Source organism: Chitinimonas arctica (assembly GCF_007431345.1).
Taxonomy (GTDB): domain Bacteria; phylum Pseudomonadota; class Gammaproteobacteria; order Burkholderiales; family Chitinimonadaceae; genus Chitinimonas; species Chitinimonas arctica.
The window spans coordinates 1,515,471-1,531,300 of sequence record NZ_CP041730.1; the positions used below are offsets into that span (position 1 = coordinate 1,515,471).

Below are 15,830 nucleotides of genomic sequence, written 5' to 3' on the forward strand. Positions count from 1 at the left end.
TATTGCGCGTACTCAAACCGGCCGCCAGGGTAGAGGATAAAGTTTCGCTAGTTGGCCGCCGCAATGGGAAGGCTAAGCACGAACCGGGCGCCACCCTGCACGCGGTTTTCCGCGCGCAGGCTACCACCATGCGCGTCCACGATCTCACGCGAGATGGCCAATCCCAGGCCTGTGCCGCCCGCGCCGGTCTTGGTCTCGGAACTTTGGACGAATTTGTCGAAGATGATCGCCAGTTCCTGTTCCGGGATACCCACGCCCTCGTCATCCACCGCCAGCAATACGCTATTGCCCATCTGCCAGGCGCTGAGGGTGACCGCACCGCCCTCCGGGCTGAATTTCAGGGCGTTCGAGACCAGATTCCGCAGCACCTGTATCAGCCGTAGCGAATCGCCCCGTACTCTGGGCAGGTCGTCGGCCAGCGCGCCATTGATGCGGATGCCGCGATCGCGCGCCAAGGGAATGAACTCGCCCGCCACCTCGCGCACGATGGGCACGATTTCCAGCACCTGCATGTTGTAGCTCATCTTGCCGGCTTCCAGCTTGGACAGGTCCAGCAGGTCGTTGAGAATCTGCAGCAGGCGCTGGCCGCTCTGGCGGATACGGGCGAAATAGTGGGTCAGCTTATCCGGTACGGCATCGAAGGCCCGCCGCTCGCCCAGCTCGGCAAAACTCAGTACCGCATGCATGGGCGTACGCAATTCGTGCGACATATTGGCCAGGAACTCCGATTTGGCCCGATTGGCGGTCTCAGCCAGCTCCTTGGCGGCGCGCAGCGCTTCTTCGGCGGCACGCCGCTCGCCGATATCCTGGTAGACCCAGATCGAACCGGCCAGGGGGTCGGCCGAATCGACCGCCTTGCCGAACGACTCGCACAGTACCAATTCGCCATCCACCGCCCGGTAGTGAACCTCCAGGCGGACCACGCTGCCGCCCACCATCGGCCGGTAGGCCTGCTCGCTCAAGCGCTGGAACGCTTCGTCGCTATCGAGCAGCAAACGGATGGACTGGCCGATCAGGCTGGCTTTCGGATAACCGAACAAGGCTTCGAAAGCCGCATTCACCTCGACGATATTATGTTGCGCCACGAATACCGTCGGTAGCGGACTGGCGGCGAACAGGGTGTTGAGTTCGGCGGTGCGTTCCCGCACCAGCTCGGCCAAGTGGTCGCGATGCTGGACCAGCTCCAGTTCGATCTGCTTGCGCTCGGTGATATCGCGCAGCATGACCAGCCACTCGCCTTCGCTGGCCGGCGTGACCCGTGCCTCGAACTGCCGCTCGCCGCTATCGAGCGGCAGGCTGTATTCAAAACTGCGCACCCGCGCCGGCCATCCTTCGGTAAGGGCGGCATCGAGCTGGATGGCGAAATCGCCGGGTAGATAGCGGTAGTGATGGCCGACGATATCGCGGGCCAGGCCAAACTCACCGCTTCCGGCCCGGCCACGGCAATCGACCACATTGCCGCTGATATCCAGTTGCAGCATCAAATCCGGGATGGCTTCCAGAATGGCGACATTGCGGATTTCAGCGCGCAGCATGGCCTCTTCGGCCGCTTTGCGGGCGCTGATATCCAGCAGGGAGCCGGCCAGGCCGGGCCGATTGTCGAACAGAATGGGTTTGGCGGTGATCAGCGCATAGAAGTGGCTACCATCCGGTCTTTGCATCAGCACTTCGGTCGGGCGGCCACCCGAGCGATCCGGGTCGATGGCGACGGCCAAGGCCTCGCGCCAGGCACTGGCGATCAGGTCATAGAGGCTGCGCCTTTCCACCAGATCGGACGGGCTGTGGCCGAAATAGGCGGCGAAGGCGGGATTGACATAACGCAACTGCTCATCCTGCAGGACATAGATGCCGATATGGGCCGCATCCAGAATGGCACGATGCTTATACTCGCTCTCGAACAGCATACGTTCGGCGCGCTTGCGGTCGCTCACGTCGCGAATCACGCCGACAAAATAGCGCGACTCTCCCAGCGTGAATTGGTTGAGCGACAACTCGACCGGAAACGCCGAGCCGTCCTTCTTCTGCGCCAACAGTTCGCAGCTGCTGCCGCTGGTGCGGTTCTGCCCGGCCGGCTGGTAGGACTTGCTCGCTTCCTCGCGCCGGGCGCGCTGCATGGCCGGCATAAGCAGATCGATATTCAATCCCAATACGTCTTCGGCCGAGTAGGCGAACAGCCGCTCGGCCGCCCGGTTGAAACGCTCGATGCTGCCGGCGTCGTCGATCAGCACGATGGCTTCGCTGGTGGTATCGAGAATGGTCTGCAAGCGGAGACCATCGCGCCGGGCGCTGACGGCGGCCGCCTGGGCGGCATCGAGTTCACGGCGCAATTGCTGGCTGTCGGGCAGCTCCGCGGCACTCAGCCTGGTCGGATTCAAGCGGAACATCAGCAAGGCTGAAAATAGCGACAGCAGTCCGCCCAGCAACCATATCTGCACGCGCCCCAGGCTGGAGGCGACATTGACGGCATCTTCGTTCAGCCTGGCCTCCAGCCGCCAGCGCCGCCCGCCCAGGTTCAGATCGCGGCTGGCCAGCAGCCGAAGCGGCAAGTCGGCATTGCTCAACTCGGCTGGATACAGGAGTTCGGCGCGGCCCGGGTCGCTGACATCGAACCACACGTCATGGATCGCTTCGTTTTCCGGCAGGGTCGCGGCAATGGCGTCGGGCGCGATCGTCAGACCCAGCAAGCGGGTCGCCCGCGTGCTGCCCAGCCACCCCATCATCAAGGCGGCAACCTTGCCGTTGCCCGCCCGGTAGGGAGCCGACAGGCGCAGCTCCTGCGCCGGCAGATTGAGCAGGGCGGGCGCCAGCAAGCGATCGGAAGCCAGATCCAGGCCGATACTGAACTGTGACGGCACGGTAGGCGGCCCATAGACCACCGGCAGGTATTCGCGCCGAGGCGGCGAGCGTACCTGCTGCCCCAGGGCATTGCGGAATCGCAGGGTGTAGTCGGGATAGACTTCACGCCAATGGGCTTCGAACTGCTCACGTTGCGCGCCGCCGACCGGCTCCGCCGCCAGCAAGGCATCCACCCCGGGCGTGCGTTGCAAGGCCTGGGCAAGCTGGTAGAAATCCTGCGGCTGTGGTTGCGGATTGGCGACAAACAGTGCCCGCATCACTTCAATACCGCTCAGCGCCCGCTGGATGGCGACCGAAGCATTGGACACGCGCTGGCCGGCTTCACGCTGAAAATGCTCGAATGCCACCTGCTCGATATAGGCGGCGCGCCAGATATCGAGGCCGCCGCAGAGAAGCAGGCCGGTCAGTAGGGTCGCCGCCGAAGCAAAACGCCGTCGCATCAATCTGGTCCGTCGCGCGTCCGCGGCTCAGGCCGCTTGTAGTTCTTGGAAGAGGGCCAGAAATTCCCGGCTGAGCTTATGGCGCGCATCTAGGTGAATCATAGGCAAGCAGCGGTCGTGCGATTCGCGAATTTTTACCGAGCTGGACAGTTTGCTATCCAGTACCGGCAATCCCTCCTGCTTGAGTTCATCCACCAGCCGCTGCGGCAGACTGGCGCGCGGTTGGAACTGATTGACGACAATGCCTTCGATCTGCAGATGCTGATTGTGATCGGCGCGAATCTCGCCGACATTGGCCATCAGGGTGTACAGCGCCTGGCGGGAAAAATCGTCGCAGTCGAAAGGGATCAGGCAACTGTCCGCGGCGATCAAGGCCGACTGGGTAAAGAAATTATAGGCGGGCGGGGTGTCGAGAATGATCTCGTCGAAATCCTTGGCCAGTTCATTCAGGGTATCGCGCAACTTATAGATCTTGTGGCGGGATTCCAGTTTGGCCTGCAATTCGCCGATATCGGGATGCGAGGGAATCAGCCATAGATTCTCGAACGAGGTGCCATGGACAAAAGCGCTGGCGGGCTTGGAAAACAGGCTGAAATTGAGCGTCTGTTCGAAATAGTCGGCCAGCCCGGGCTGCGCCGTCTTGGCCGCCTCGCCCAATAGATAGCGGCTGGAATTACACTGCGGATCCATATCGATCAACAAGGTCTTCTTGCCATGGTGCGCCGCGATGGCGGCCAGGTTGACCGCAATAGTCGATTTTCCGACCCCGCCCTTCTGGTTGAAAATTACCCTTTTCATCCCGCCCCCATCGAAGTTGAACACTTATCGGCCTGATTCTAGCAGCCTGCTGCGGCGCAACAGCAGGGCTTTTGCCTGCCGCATAAAAACAATAAGTCTGTATTAAATACAAAAGCCATTCACCCCCAGCATCCACACTTTCGCAAATCGCTTCCAATCAGTGGCCTGGCGCAAGTGCCTGCCTCCCTACTCCCCGTCCAGCTTGCCGGGCAAACCTGTCGTCCGAAAATCCATTTTCAGACGACAGACAGGAGAAGTATCGATGTTTTCAACGCCTCGTTTCGCTACCAGCCGCCGCCTCACCCCTACGGATGGGCAGGCACGCCCCGAGCACATCCTCGACCCGGCGATACGCAAAGGTATCGGCCGCCTGATGTCGAACGACCGGACACTGGTGAAACTGGCGCTGGATTTCAAGACCATTCCCGAAGCCGAGCTGGGTAACCTGGCCGACGCTTTGGCGCAAAATTCCCAGCTTACCGCGCTACACCTTACCGGCATACAGATAGCCAATGGCGGCGCGGTGCGTTTGGCGGCGGGGTTGGCAAGGAATACGTGCCTGCGGGAACTGAACCTGTTCAGCAATGACATCGGAACGACGGGCATCGAAGCATTGGCGAAAGCCGCGACCGACCATCCCACCCTCACCAGCCTGGACCTCGGCGACAACCAGATCGGCCCGCTCGGCGCCCATGCGCTAGCGGGCATGCTATTGAACAACAAACGCCTGCTCACGCTTGAATTGCGCCTGAATCAGCTGGGTAGCAGCGGGGCACAGACGCTGTTTGGCGCGCTGGCGCGCAATGAAAGCCTGCTGACGCTGGCGCTGGACAAGACCGACCTGGATGGCCGCTGCACCCAGGCACTGGCAAGCTCACTGGCCTGCAATCGCTGCCTGGCCTCGCTAAGCCTGAGCGGTAATGCCCTGGGCGATGAGGGCGTGATGATCATTGCCGAAGGCCTCAAGGCCAATCGGCATCTCCGTGCGCTCAATCTGGTCAATGTCGACCTGGCGGACTTGGGTGCCGGGGCGCTGGCCGAGGTGCTGGAACACCACCCCACCCTGGAGACGCTGGGCTTGAGCTACGGCAGGATAGGCGATGAGGGCGCGGTCGCGCTGGCCCGGGCGCTCCGCCGCAACACCAGCCTCAGCGCGCTTTACCTGGACAACAACCCAATCCGCTGTGCCGGTGCGGAAGCACTGGCCACCAGCTTGGCGCAGTCCAATATCCACCTGCTGCAACTTAGCCTGAATGCCGACCGAATGGCTGCCAGCGACGAACAGTGCCATATCGCGCTGGCCCTGGAACGTAATCGGGGGCTGCTGAATTGCCGGCAACCCGCTTCCAGCGTGGAGTACCGAAAGGCTTTGCAAAAGTATCGGCAGGCACTGCGGGGGGACCTCGCCGGTGACGCCCGCGCGCAGGTACAGCTCGAGTTGGAAAAGCTGATGCAGCAGGCGGATAAACTCGCCGATCCGAGCCAGGCAATCAAGTTATTCCCGCACCTGCCGCCACCTTGAGCGACCTGCTTGCACTTAAGCTGGCTGCAGCAAGACTTGCGGCAATCGCGCTATCGACTCCTGGAAGAATGCCCGGTCGCTGTAGGGTAGGCTGGCGCTCTCATGTTGCAAGCGTGCCAGCGAGCCGCTGGCCAGGGCAAGTTTGCCGGCATGCGCGGCATACCATGCCTGTTCCAGCCATAAACCGCAGCGCTGCAACAGGCTGAAGCGGCTGTCGCCGCGTTGTTGCGCGCCCAACAGGGCATCGACCAAGGCCAGCCAGCTGTCGGGCAGCAGGGCGTCGAGCCAAGGCATTGCGCTACCGGATTTCGTCACGTCGGCCGGGCTCAGTGGCTGGTACTGGCGAAATTCGGCCAGGGATGGCTCGTCCTGGCGGGAGCAAGCGCCACGGGCGATGCGCATCAGATAGATGGCGTTCCAGGCTGAAATCCCCCCGCTGCCGGAAGCCCGGCACAGGTACTCGGATAGCAGCAGCCAGCGCAAGGCCTCCTGGCCGGCCGGCTCCGGATGGCCGTGCAAACCTTCCCCCGCAAAAAGCCAGATCGCCATGCCGACATTGGCGGCCACCTGCTGGGCGGCGTCGAAGGACCCGAATTCGAAGGCCGCTTCCAGCGCCCTGCCAAAATGATCGAGCGCGCATAAGGCCGACTGGCGGCGCAGGGCCAAGGCGGGCCCTTGGCCGGCCAGGGCGCGGGCGCGGTCGATCAGGGCCATCAAGTTGTGCCATTCGAAGCGGATGCGCGGATGGTGGCGGACAACGGCCGCGCGCGGCTCGGCGCTGCGCATGCCTTGCAGGATCGCTTCGGCCTGGCCGGCTTCCCGCTGGCCCCAGGCCACCCAGGCCGACAGAATCTGCTCCATGCAGTCGAGGTAGCCGCTTTCGCCGCTGCCTGCCTGTTTCAGGCTACGGCGCAGCTGGGCCAAGGTCTGCCGGGCCGCACCCAGATCGTCAAGCCTGCGCCATACACTGGCCTCGCCCAGTGCGGCCAATGCATGTTGCAAGCCGCTGTCCGCCAGACCAGCCGCCGCTTTGAATCCTGCCAAAGCGCCCAGGCCGGGACCGGCGCTTGGGGATAGCGTGCCGCCGGTGCATTTGTCCACCGACGCCAGCAAGCGCCCCTGCCGCAAATCCTGCTGCGCCCCGCCAGGGCCAGCCAATAGGCAATGTCCTGCACGCCGGTCTGTTTGCCTGCCTTTGTATGCCGGGGCACACCGAGAAAGTCATTCAGCTCGGCCAGGGTCGCCGACCTCCCCTCCACGTTCAGGACGATACGGGCGGCCTCAAAGCCAGGCAGCCAGAAGGGTCCCTGGCTGCGGCCATCCGGATTGAGAAAACGCGGATCACGGGTGGGATCGTCCCCCCAGCCGGCTTTTACCCCCCAGCGGGCAAAGTCACGGTAGGCGCGGCTGACCAGCATGCGCAGGCTACGGGTATCGGCGAATTGCTGGCGCAGTTCGGCCAGCCTGACCAGGCCATCGGGCGAGCCGCCCAGGCGGGCACGGCAAAGCTTTACCAGCAACCACAGCGATTGGTAGGGAGCCCGCAGGCTATCCACGGTTTGGGGCGCGGTCAGTTCAATTTGAAGCGGTGGATTCATGGATAAAGACACATTGATTTAATGCGCAAACGAGCCTAAGCGAGGCTCCCTCGCGGCGGCGAGGGCGGGGGGAGTGGGAGAAAACAGCGAGGGATCGTTGATTTCTCACAGACCGCGAACACACGGCTTTGCCGTGTGGTGAACTGCGGTTTAAGTACGCGCAATACTTCAGTGCGCCCCCAACATTGTGCGGGTTGCGGTGTAGGTTGTCGCATCTCGTTACAGTCGTTACAGCCGTGGCTGGCGAGGCGCTCGCGCCACGCGGGCGGGCGCCATGCCAGGCCTAGCATGGCCGCCAATCCCGCTAAGACTGGCCATTTCGGCCGGTTTCGCCCCGCCACCGCCAAGGACCCCGGCCCATCATGCAACCGTCCCGCCTCCTGTCTCCACCGCCCGCCGGCCGCCTGCCCGGCCTCGATCTGCTCCGTGCCATCGCGATCGCCTGGGTCATGCTGTTCCATCTGCTGCGCTGGGAAGGTTTTTCCGGGCCCTTGGCCACGCTGGCCGAACTGGGTTGGATGGGCGTGGATCTGTTCTTCGTGCTGAGCGGTTTTCTGATCGGTACGCAATTGCTGCGCAGCTACGCTTCCGGCGGCCGCCCCGCCTTGGCGGACTTCTATAGCCGCCGCTTCTTCCGGGTCGTGCCGGCCTTTCTCGCCGTACTGGCGCTGTACTTCCTGGTGCCGGCGTTTCGCGAAGCACCCGGCATTTCGCCCCTTTGGTACTTCCTCACCTTTACCAACAATTTCCTGATCGATTACGCCCATAACAAGGCCTTCTCGCATGTATGGTCGCTCTGCGTGGAAGAACATTTCTACCTGCTACTGCCCTTGCTGGCGCAATGGCTGATGATCAAGCCCAGCGTGAAGAAGGCCACCCTGTTCGCGCTGTCCTTGCTCGGCCTGGGTATCTTGCTGCGGGCCGCCACCTGGCTCTACGTGTTGCAGCCTCACCTGCCCAACGACCCGCAGACCTTCGGGCTGCTCTTCGTCGAAAGAATCTACTACCCCAGCTACAACCGCCTGGACGGACTGCTGGTTGGCGTGGTGCTGGCCGGCATCAAGGTATTCCGGCCGAATTGGTGGCGGGCCGCCATGCAACATGGCTACAGCCTGTTGCTGGCCGGCGGCGCCATCCTGGCCCTCGCCTGCTATATCTGCCTGGACCGCGTCTCGTTCGCCGCCGTTACCTTCGGTTTCCCCTTGCTGTCGGCCGGCCTGGGCTTGATCCTGCTGGCTTGCGTCAGCGACAACTGCCTGCTGGCCACCCGCCGCCTGCCCGGCATGGCGCCCTTGGCCACCCTGGCTTTTAGCCTCTACCTCAGCCACAAAGCCGTCTACCACTTACTCAATACCTATCAAAAGCATTGGCTGGAACAGGGCGGGATGGCCGTCTATGCCATCGCCACCCTGGCTGCGGCCGCCTGCTTGTATTGCTTGGTGGAACGCCCCTTCCTGCGCTGGCGCGACCGGCTCAGCCAACGGCGCCTGGACCGCAACGGCCAACTTGGCTTGAGTGTTTGAAACGCACGCGCCACGGAACCATCCCATGCCCTTTTTTATCCTTTTTGCCCTTGGATCGGCGATGAGCGCCACCTCGGCCATGGCGTCGGCGCAGCGTTGCCGGCAAACACCCTGCGCCCAAGCGGCGGCTTCCGGGATAGACTGCGCGCCCGCTCGCGCCGCCATCCGCTTGGGCACGGCCAAACCGCCCTTCCAATCCGACAACAAAAATTAAGTTTCACCATGCGACCTCCCCGCCACCTACTAAGCCATCTAGCCGCCCTGGCGCTGTCGCTGCACAGCTTCGCCACCGAAACGGTGGAGCGTCCGGACCTGGCCAGCCATTTCGAAGCGGCCAAGGTCAGCGGTACTTTCGTGTTGTACGACGTCAGCGCCGACCAGCTCAGCATCTACAACCGCGAGCGCGCGGAAACCCGCTTTTCGCCTGCGTCCACCTTCAAGATCTTCAATAGTCTGGCCGGCCTCGAAAGCGGCGCGGTCAAGGATCTGCACGAACGCATCCCCTACGGCGGCCAGCCGCAGCGCCGCAAGCAGTGGGAACAGGACATGAACCTGCGCGACGCCATGCGCGTCTCGAATGTGCCGGTCTTTCAGGAAGTAGCGCGCCGAATTGGCCTGAGCAGCATGCACGACTACCTGGCCGAAGTGGGCTATGGCAATAGCGAGCCCGGCAAAGTGGTGGATCGCTTCTGGCTGGACGGCACGCTGACGATCTCCGCCATCGAGCAAGCCCGCTTCGCCGCCAGGCTGGCCCAGCGCCAGCTGCCCTTCTCCGCGCACAATATGGCGCTGGTGCGCGACATCCTCAAGCTGGAAACCTCGCCCGAACACGCCTTGTTCGCCAAGACCGGCTGGGCCGCAGAAGGCAAGCCGCCGGTGGGCTGGTGGGTAGGCTGGCTGGAACGTGGCGATCGTATCTACGCCTTCGCCATCAATATCGATATGGATGAGGCTGGAAACAACGCCCCCTTGCGGCAAGCCGTAGCCAGACAGTGCCTGCAAACTTTGAAACTGCTTTAGTATCGGTCCGAACCAGCAGCGCGGCACCCGGCGAAGCCGGGCGTTCACAGACTGCGGCTACTGAGCTGTCGTTCGCTTGATTTAGTCCGACTCCCCCCGCCCTCGCCGCCGCGAGGGAGCCTCGCTGACGCTCGCTAGCATCTCTAAACACATGGCGAAGCAAACCGGACCTGCCCGGCCGGACCTGCTTGAAAGCCGCCGCCGCGCCCCCATCTGCTGCACAGACTGTCTTCCTGTACGCAACGAGGTTATTACGATGAGCAAGCAAACCCTCGGCTTTCAGGCCGAAACCAAACAACTGCTGCAGTTGATGATCCATTCCTTGTATTCGAACAAGGAAATCTTCCTGCGCGAACTGATCTCCAATGCCAGCGATGCCTGCGACAAGCTCAAGTTCGAATCGCTGAATAACGATGCGCTCTATGAGAACGACGGCGAGCTGCATATCGATATCGCGTTCGACAAGGAAGCCCGCACCGTCACGCTGAGCGATAACGGCATCGGCATGTCGCGCGATGAGGTGATCGCCAATATCGGCACCATCGCCCGCTCCGGCACCCGCGCCTTTTTTGAGCAGTTGAGTGGCGACGCCAAGGCGGATGCCAATCTGATCGGCCAATTCGGCGTGGGTTTCTACTCCGCCTTTATCGTGGCCGACCGCGTCACCCTGACCACCCGGCGCGCCGGCAGCGCGGGCGCAACCCGCTGGGAAAGCGAGGGCGCCGGTGAATACACGCTGGAAGAGGTGGAAAAAGCCGGTCGCGGAACCGAGATCGTGCTGCATCTGAAGGAAGGCGAAGACGAGTTCCTGGACGACTGGCGCCTGAAATCCGTCGTCAAGAAGTACTCCGACCATATCACCCTGCCCATCCGCATGAAGAAGTCGCCCGGTTACGGCGAAAATGGCGAAGTGATCGTCAGCGAGGAACTGGAAACCGTCAACAAGGCTTCGGCATTGTGGGCGCGTAGCAAGAGCGATATCAGCGAGGACGAGTACAAGGCCTTCTACAAGCATGTCTCGCATGACTGGGAAGAGCCGCTGGCCTGGAGCCATGCCCGCGTGGAAGGCCGCCAGGAATACACCGAGCTGCTGTACGTGCCCAAGCGCGCCCCCTTCGATCTGTACGACCGCGAACGCCGCCATGGCATCAAGCTGTTCGTCCGCCGCGTGTTTATCCTGGAAGATGCCGAGAAATTGCTGCCGCAGTACCTGCGTTTCGTGCGCGGGGTCATCGACAGCAACGACCTGCCGCTCAATGTCTCGCGCGAGATCCTGCAACATAGCAAGGATATCGACGCCATCAAGGCCGGCTGCGTCAAGAAGGTGCTGAGCCTGCTGGAAGATATCGCCGAGAACCGCGCCGACGACTACGCCGCCTTCTGGCAGGAATTCGGCAAGGTCGTGAAGGAAGGCGTGGGCGAGGATGCCGTCAATCGCGACCGCATCGCCGGCCTATGCCGCTTCGCCTCCAGTCTGGATGACCTGGAAACCCAGCAAGTCTCGCTGAAGGACTATATCGGCCGCATGAAGGAAGGCCAGGACAAGATCTATTACGTGACGGCCGATACTTTTGCCTCCGCGCGCAACAGCCCGCACCTGGAAATCTTCCGCAAGAAGGGTATCGAGGTTCTGTTGCTGAGCGACCGGGTGGACGAATGGTTTGTCGGCAGTCTCACCGAATTCGATGGCAAGGCGCTGGCCTCGGTCGCCAAGGGCGGTCTGGACCTGGGCGGACTGCAGGACGAAACGGAAAAGCAGGCGCAAGAAGCCAAAGCCGTGGACTTCAAGGAATTGACCGACAAGATCAAGGCAACCCTGGGCGATAGCGTCAAGGAAGTGCGCGTCACCCATCGCCTGACCGACAGCCCGGCTTGTCTGGTGGCCGACGAGCATGCCATGAGCGGCAACCTGGAACGGCTGATGAAGTCGGTCGGCCAGAATATGGGCGGCAGCAAACCCATCCTGGAAATCAATCCCGACCATGTCCTGGTCGGTAAGCTGAAGGCCGAACTGGCGGGCGAGCGTTTCGACGACTGGTCGCATATCCTGTTCGACCAGGCGCTGCTGGCAGAAGGTGGCCAACTGGACGACCCGGCAGGCTTCGTCAAGCGGCTCAATAGCCTGATGCTGGTCATGTCGGCCTGATCCGGCGACCGCAGCTTGCGCAACGCCCATCCCGCGACGGATGGGCGTTTTTTGATTCACGGACCGTATTGCGATCAAGCCATCGCTATTTATCGTAGCGACCGGCGTAAAAATCCTTCTCCATCTGCGCCAGCATGCCACTACGGCGCAGCTTCTGCAGCCCGGCATTGAAGCGCCGAACCATCTCTTCGTTCCGAGGATGCTGGCGACTGAGCATCACACGATACTCATTGCGTTCCGCTACATTGCTCGAAAAAGTGATGCGTTCAGCCACTTCGGGCGGAAATTTTTCTCGCAGCACGTGCAGACCCACCGAGCGGGCCAAGGGAAAGAAGTCGCTGCGGCCCGCCAATAATTGCGAAAAGCCGGTGTAGATATCGATGGTGGTTTCATTATGGATGGCCCCGCTCTTCACGGCCGCCTCCCAGACGCCCAGCTTGGAACCCAGCGCCCGCCCCATGGACAAGCCATGCAGATCCTCGATGCGCTTCCACGTCAGTTGCCGCGACTTCAGAAAGAACAGAACTTCCTCTTCCGCCATCACCGTATCGGTGAACAAGGCGAATTTTTCCCGCTCGGCCGTGATGGACCAGACCAGGGAGCCGTCGGTGGTGCCGGTGCGGACCATTTCCTGCGCCCGAGCCCAGGGGTAGAAATCGTACTGCACCGTAATGCCTTCCGCCTTGAAGGCTTCGCTGACGATATGCGAGGCATAACCGTAGTGCGGCAAGGTGGCGGAAAGATAGGGCGGCCATTCACCGTTGGCCAGGCGGATACGCTCGGCCGCCCAGGCAGGCAGTGCCAGGAACAGGCATGACAGCAACAGGCTGCGGCGCAAAACCTTCATCGACGGTCCTTAGCGCGGGCAGCTGCCCGCCATCCATTCAAAGATAGCACGCGCAGCGCCTACCCCTTGCCAATGCCGGTCGGGAACGACCATCGACAATGCAACCGTCAAGTGCCTGTCACAATTGCCCCGCATGCTGGCGCCAGCTCAACGACCAGCGACCACCGTGAACGAAGAGGCCCTCCACCACTACCGCAGCATCTGGATTTCGGATGTGCATCTGGGTACCGCCGGTTGCCAGGCGGACTATCTGCTGGATTTTCTCAAACAGAACGATTCGGACCATCTGTATCTGGTCGGCGACATCATCGATGGCTGGGCCTTGCGCCGAGCATGGTACTGGAATCAACAGCATAACGATGTGATCCAAAAGATCCTGCGCAAGGCGCGCAAGGGAACGCGGGTCGTCTATATCGCCGGCAATCACGACGAGGTGGTGCGGCAGTTTATCGGCCTGGCCTTCGGCGGCATCGATATCCAGGATGAAGTCGTGCATACCACGGCGGACGGCAGGCGCTTTCTGGTGCTGCACGGCGATCTGTTCGACGGCGTGATCCAGTGCGCCCGCTGGCTGGCCATCGTAGGCGACCACGCCTATACCCTTACCCTCAAGCTGAACCGTGGGTTCAACCATTTGCGCGCCAGGCTGGGCCTGGGCTATTGGTCACTCTCGCAGTTTCTCAAGCACAAGGTGAAGAAAGCGGTGAATTTCGTCAGCCAATTCGAGGAAGCGGTCGCCCGCGAGGCCAAGGCGCGTGGTTTGGACGGCGTGATCTGCGGCCATATCCACAAGGCCGAGATGCGCGATATCGACGGTGTGCTTTATTGCAACGATGGCGACTGGGTGGAAAGCCTGACCGCCCTGGTGGAAACCATGGAAGGCGAATTGAAAATCGTCACTTGGCAGCAGCTAGGCCATGCGGATGGCCGCTCCGGTGCACGGCCGTCACCGGTCCCCGCGGTCGAGGACAGTCCCGCTTGAGCGCGACGTTTGTCGATTCGTCGCCGATTTACCATAAATGGGGGCATATTTTTTTTGGTGTGTGATGTAAGAAACTGTTTGGGGCCCACGACGAAAGCTCCAGAAGCAACTTGCTTCCTAAATTTTCCCTCATAGGAGTCACACCATGAAATTTGCATCCGCAGCCCTTGCCGCCGCCGCCGTCGCCGCATTTGCCGTGTCCGCCGCACCGGCCATGGCAGCCGACACCGCCGAAGCCAAGATCAAGTGCGAAGGCATCAACAGCTGCAAGGGTACTTCGATGTGCAAGACCGCCGAGCATGCCTGCAAGGGCCAGAATGCTTGCAAGGGCCACGGCTGGCTGGAAGCCTCCGCCAAGGAGTGCAAGGCCAAGAAGGGCCACGAGCTGAAGGAAAAATAAGCTTCAACCCTTTGCCCGGGGCGAGCTCAGCCTCTCTCCGGGCGCTTTACATGCCCCGCCCGACTTCGCCCACTCCGCCATGAACGCTCCCCTACCGCCTTCGCCACCCCTGGGTCTCGGCCTGCGCCCCGAACATTATCATCAGCTTTTGGCGCGTCCCGGCTGCGTGGACTGGCTGGAAGCGCTATCCGACAATTACCTGGTACCGGGCGGCCGGCCGCTGCATTTCCTCGACCGGCTACGCGCCGAATATCCGCTGGCGCTGCACGGTGTGGCGATGTCGCTGGGCGGCAGCGACGCCCTGGACAAAACCTATCTGCGCGAGCTGCGGGCGCTTGTCGATCGGGTCGAGCCGATGTGGGTGTCCGATCATCTATGCTGGACGGGTGTTGCCGGCATCAATCTGCACGACCTGCTCCCCCTACCCTATACCGAGGCGGTCATCGATCATGTCGTGGCACGCATCAGCCAGGTACAGGACGCGCTGGGACAACGCTTCCTGATCGAAAATGTTTCCAGCTACCTCAGCTATGAAATAGACGAAATGCCGGAATGGGACTTCCTGGCCGAGATCGCCCGCCGCGCCGATTGCCTCTTGCTGCTGGACGTCAACAATATCCATGTCAGCAGTGTCAATCATGGTTTCGACCCGCAGCAATACCTGGCAGCCATGCCGGTGGAGCGGGTCAGGCAAATGCACCTGGCGGGCCATGCCAACCATGGCGACTATCTGGTGGACACGCACGATGTGCCGGTCCCCGAATGCGTCTGGCAACTTTATCGCGATGCCGCCCGCCGCTTTCCTGGCGTCGCGACGATGATAGAGCGCGACGACAATATTCCGCCGCTGGATGATTTGCTGGCAGAGCTGGCACATGCGCGCGCCATTGCGGCGGAGGTCAAGGCATGAATACGCTCGCCGTATTGCAAATACGCGTAGCCGATGCCATCCGCCATGCCAACGACCCCTTGACCGACCTGGTGGCAGAGAGCGCCGCCGTCCCCCGCGCGGTACGGCTGGGCGTATATGTGGATGCTTACCTGCTGCGCCTCGACGAAGCCTTGCGCAGCAATTACCCCAAGCTGCACCTGCTGCTGGGCGACGACGATTTTCTTGCGCTTACCCGTGCGTATCTGAGCGAGCATCCGTCCCGGCAAGCCTCCATTCGCCGCTTTGGCGACAGACTGGCCGATTTCCTGGCCGCTGCGCCGCGTTATGCCGAATTGCCGGTATTGACCGAGCTGGCCCGTTTCGAGTGGGCCCTCGGCAGCGCCTTCGACGCCGCCGATGCGCCGCTGATCGGACTGGCAGCACTGGCCGATCTGGCAGATGCAGATTGGCCCCTGCTGGTATTGGGATTTCAGCCCTCGCTGGCCATGCTGGCGCTGGATTGGAACGCGCCGGCGGTTTGGCGTGCGCTCGATGCCGAGGAAGCGCCGCCCGCCCCGCTACGCGAACCAGGTGGCTGGCTGATCTGGCGGCAGGCCTTGCAGCCGCATTACCGCTCGCTGGCCGAAGACGAAGCCGCCCTTTTGGCGGCCCTGCTGGCGGGACAGCCCTTCGGCATCGCCTGTGAAAGCTTGCTGGCCTGGCATACGATGGACGACGCGCCGGCAAGAGCCGGCGCATTGCTGGGACGCTGGTTGGGCGATGGTTGGGTCAGCCGGCTGACACGCGCTTAGACCTTGAGGTGGGCT

14 protein-coding genes are annotated in these 15,830 nt (G+C 62.1%); 9 read left to right on the forward strand and 5 right to left on the reverse strand.

Annotation, left to right across the window (positions count from 1 at the left end; all coding sequences use genetic code 11):
- Positions 1-47 precede the first annotated feature (47 nt).
- Together FNU76_RS06705 and FNU76_RS06710 are read right to left on the reverse strand one after the other, a co-directional pair.
- Positions 48-3,296 carry a PAS domain S-box protein gene (locus FNU76_RS06705; protein ID WP_144277462.1) on the reverse strand — a complete coding sequence of 1,083 codons (3,249 nt, stop codon included), beginning with the start codon at positions 3,294-3,296 and terminating at the stop codon, positions 48-50.
- A gap of 27 nt (positions 3,297-3,323) precedes the next feature.
- Positions 3,324-4,094: a ParA family protein gene (locus FNU76_RS06710; protein WP_144277463.1), complete on the reverse strand. Its 771-nt coding sequence runs from the start codon at positions 4,092-4,094 to the stop codon at positions 3,324-3,326.
- A gap of 262 nt (positions 4,095-4,356) precedes the next feature.
- Here FNU76_RS06710 and FNU76_RS06715 point away from each other — a divergent pair, with 262 nt between their 5' ends.
- A complete protein-coding gene (locus tag FNU76_RS06715) occupies positions 4,357-5,616 on the forward strand; it encodes a leucine-rich repeat domain-containing protein (RefSeq protein WP_144277464.1) in 1,260 nt (419 codons plus the stop codon).
- Between the two features lie 15 nt (positions 5,617-5,631).
- On the opposite strand, the gene FNU76_RS06720 is transcribed toward FNU76_RS06715, so the two are convergent.
- Both FNU76_RS06720 and FNU76_RS06725 read right to left on the reverse strand, forming a co-directional pair.
- Complete coding sequence (locus tag FNU76_RS06720) at positions 5,632-6,618, reverse strand: hypothetical protein (protein ID WP_144277465.1); 987 nt, start codon at positions 6,616-6,618, stop codon at positions 5,632-5,634.
- The gene (locus tag FNU76_RS06725) at positions 6,516-7,214 is read right to left on the reverse strand and encodes a hypothetical protein (RefSeq protein WP_144277466.1); all 699 of its coding nucleotides are present in this window, start codon (positions 7,212-7,214) and stop codon (positions 6,516-6,518) included. Before FNU76_RS06725 ends, FNU76_RS06720 begins: the two co-directional genes overlap by 103 nt.
- A 362-nt stretch (positions 7,215-7,576) precedes the next feature.
- Between FNU76_RS06725 and FNU76_RS06730 the strand changes: the two genes are divergently transcribed.
- From FNU76_RS06730 to htpG, 4 genes are all read left to right on the forward strand, one after another.
- Positions 7,577-8,737, forward strand: coding sequence for an acyltransferase family protein (locus tag FNU76_RS06730; RefSeq protein WP_144277467.1), 1,161 nt, complete (start codon positions 7,577-7,579; stop codon positions 8,735-8,737).
- Positions 8,738-8,762: 25 nt separating this feature from the next.
- Complete coding sequence (locus tag FNU76_RS06735; protein WP_144277468.1) at positions 8,763-8,951, forward strand: hypothetical protein; 189 nt, start codon at positions 8,763-8,765, stop codon at positions 8,949-8,951.
- 8 nt (positions 8,952-8,959) lie between these two features.
- Positions 8,960-9,757: a class D beta-lactamase gene (gene blaOXA, locus FNU76_RS06740; protein WP_144277469.1), complete on the forward strand. Its 798-nt coding sequence runs from the start codon at positions 8,960-8,962 to the stop codon at positions 9,755-9,757.
- Positions 9,758-10,013: 256 nt separating this feature from the next.
- Complete coding sequence (gene htpG / locus FNU76_RS06745; protein ID WP_144277470.1) at positions 10,014-11,903, forward strand: molecular chaperone HtpG; 1,890 nt, start codon at positions 10,014-10,016, stop codon at positions 11,901-11,903.
- A gap of 85 nt (positions 11,904-11,988) precedes the next feature.
- On the opposite strand, the gene FNU76_RS06750 is transcribed toward htpG, so the two are convergent.
- Complete coding sequence (locus FNU76_RS06750) at positions 11,989-12,750, reverse strand: substrate-binding periplasmic protein (protein WP_144277471.1); 762 nt, start codon at positions 12,748-12,750, stop codon at positions 11,989-11,991.
- Positions 12,751-12,916: 166 nt separating this feature from the next.
- Here FNU76_RS06750 and FNU76_RS06755 point away from each other — a divergent pair, with 166 nt between their 5' ends.
- From FNU76_RS06755 to FNU76_RS06770, 4 genes are all read left to right on the forward strand, one after another.
- Positions 12,917-13,732, forward strand: coding sequence for a UDP-2,3-diacylglucosamine diphosphatase (locus FNU76_RS06755; protein ID WP_308418619.1), 816 nt, complete (start codon positions 12,917-12,919; stop codon positions 13,730-13,732).
- Positions 13,733-13,877: 145 nt separating this feature from the next.
- Positions 13,878-14,132 (forward strand): BufA2 family periplasmic bufferin-type metallophore, encoded by a 255-nt coding sequence (gene bufA2 / locus FNU76_RS06760; protein WP_144277473.1) that lies wholly within the window; start codon positions 13,878-13,880, stop codon positions 14,130-14,132.
- A gap of 79 nt (positions 14,133-14,211) precedes the next feature.
- On the forward strand, positions 14,212-15,042 hold the full coding sequence (gene bufB / locus FNU76_RS06765) for an MNIO family bufferin maturase (RefSeq protein WP_144277474.1): 831 nt from the start codon (positions 14,212-14,214) through the stop codon (positions 15,040-15,042).
- Positions 15,039-15,815 (forward strand): HvfC/BufC N-terminal domain-containing protein, encoded by a 777-nt coding sequence (locus FNU76_RS06770; protein WP_144277475.1) that lies wholly within the window; start codon positions 15,039-15,041, stop codon positions 15,813-15,815. Before bufB ends, FNU76_RS06770 begins: the two co-directional genes overlap by 4 nt.
- Positions 15,816-15,830: the final 15 nt, after the last annotated feature.

Excerpts from the sequence above, each read along its gene's own strand:
- FNU76_RS06705 (WP_144277462.1), bottom strand. The coding sequence starts at position 3,296 with ATGCGACGGCGTTTTGCTTCGGCGGCGACCCTACTGACCGGCCTGCTT.
- FNU76_RS06710 (WP_144277463.1), bottom strand. The coding sequence starts at position 4,094 with ATGAAAAGGGTAATTTTCAACCAGAAGGGCGGGGTCGGAAAATCGACT.
- FNU76_RS06715 (WP_144277464.1), top strand. The coding sequence starts at position 4,357 with ATGTTTTCAACGCCTCGTTTCGCTACCAGCCGCCGCCTCACCCCTACG.
- FNU76_RS06725 (WP_144277466.1), bottom strand. The coding sequence starts at position 7,214 with ATGAATCCACCGCTTCAAATTGAACTGACCGCGCCCCAAACCGTGGAT.
- FNU76_RS06730 (WP_144277467.1), top strand. The coding sequence starts at position 7,577 with ATGCAACCGTCCCGCCTCCTGTCTCCACCGCCCGCCGGCCGCCTGCCC.
- FNU76_RS06735 (WP_144277468.1), top strand. The coding sequence starts at position 8,763 with ATGCCCTTTTTTATCCTTTTTGCCCTTGGATCGGCGATGAGCGCCACC.
- blaOXA (WP_144277469.1), top strand. The coding sequence starts at position 8,960 with ATGCGACCTCCCCGCCACCTACTAAGCCATCTAGCCGCCCTGGCGCTG.
- htpG (WP_144277470.1), top strand. The coding sequence starts at position 10,014 with ATGAGCAAGCAAACCCTCGGCTTTCAGGCCGAAACCAAACAACTGCTG.
- FNU76_RS06750 (WP_144277471.1), bottom strand. The coding sequence starts at position 12,750 with ATGAAGGTTTTGCGCCGCAGCCTGTTGCTGTCATGCCTGTTCCTGGCA.
- bufA2 (WP_144277473.1), top strand. The coding sequence starts at position 13,878 with ATGAAATTTGCATCCGCAGCCCTTGCCGCCGCCGCCGTCGCCGCATTT.
- bufB (WP_144277474.1), top strand. The coding sequence starts at position 14,212 with ATGAACGCTCCCCTACCGCCTTCGCCACCCCTGGGTCTCGGCCTGCGC.
- FNU76_RS06770 (WP_144277475.1), top strand. The coding sequence starts at position 15,039 with ATGAATACGCTCGCCGTATTGCAAATACGCGTAGCCGATGCCATCCGC.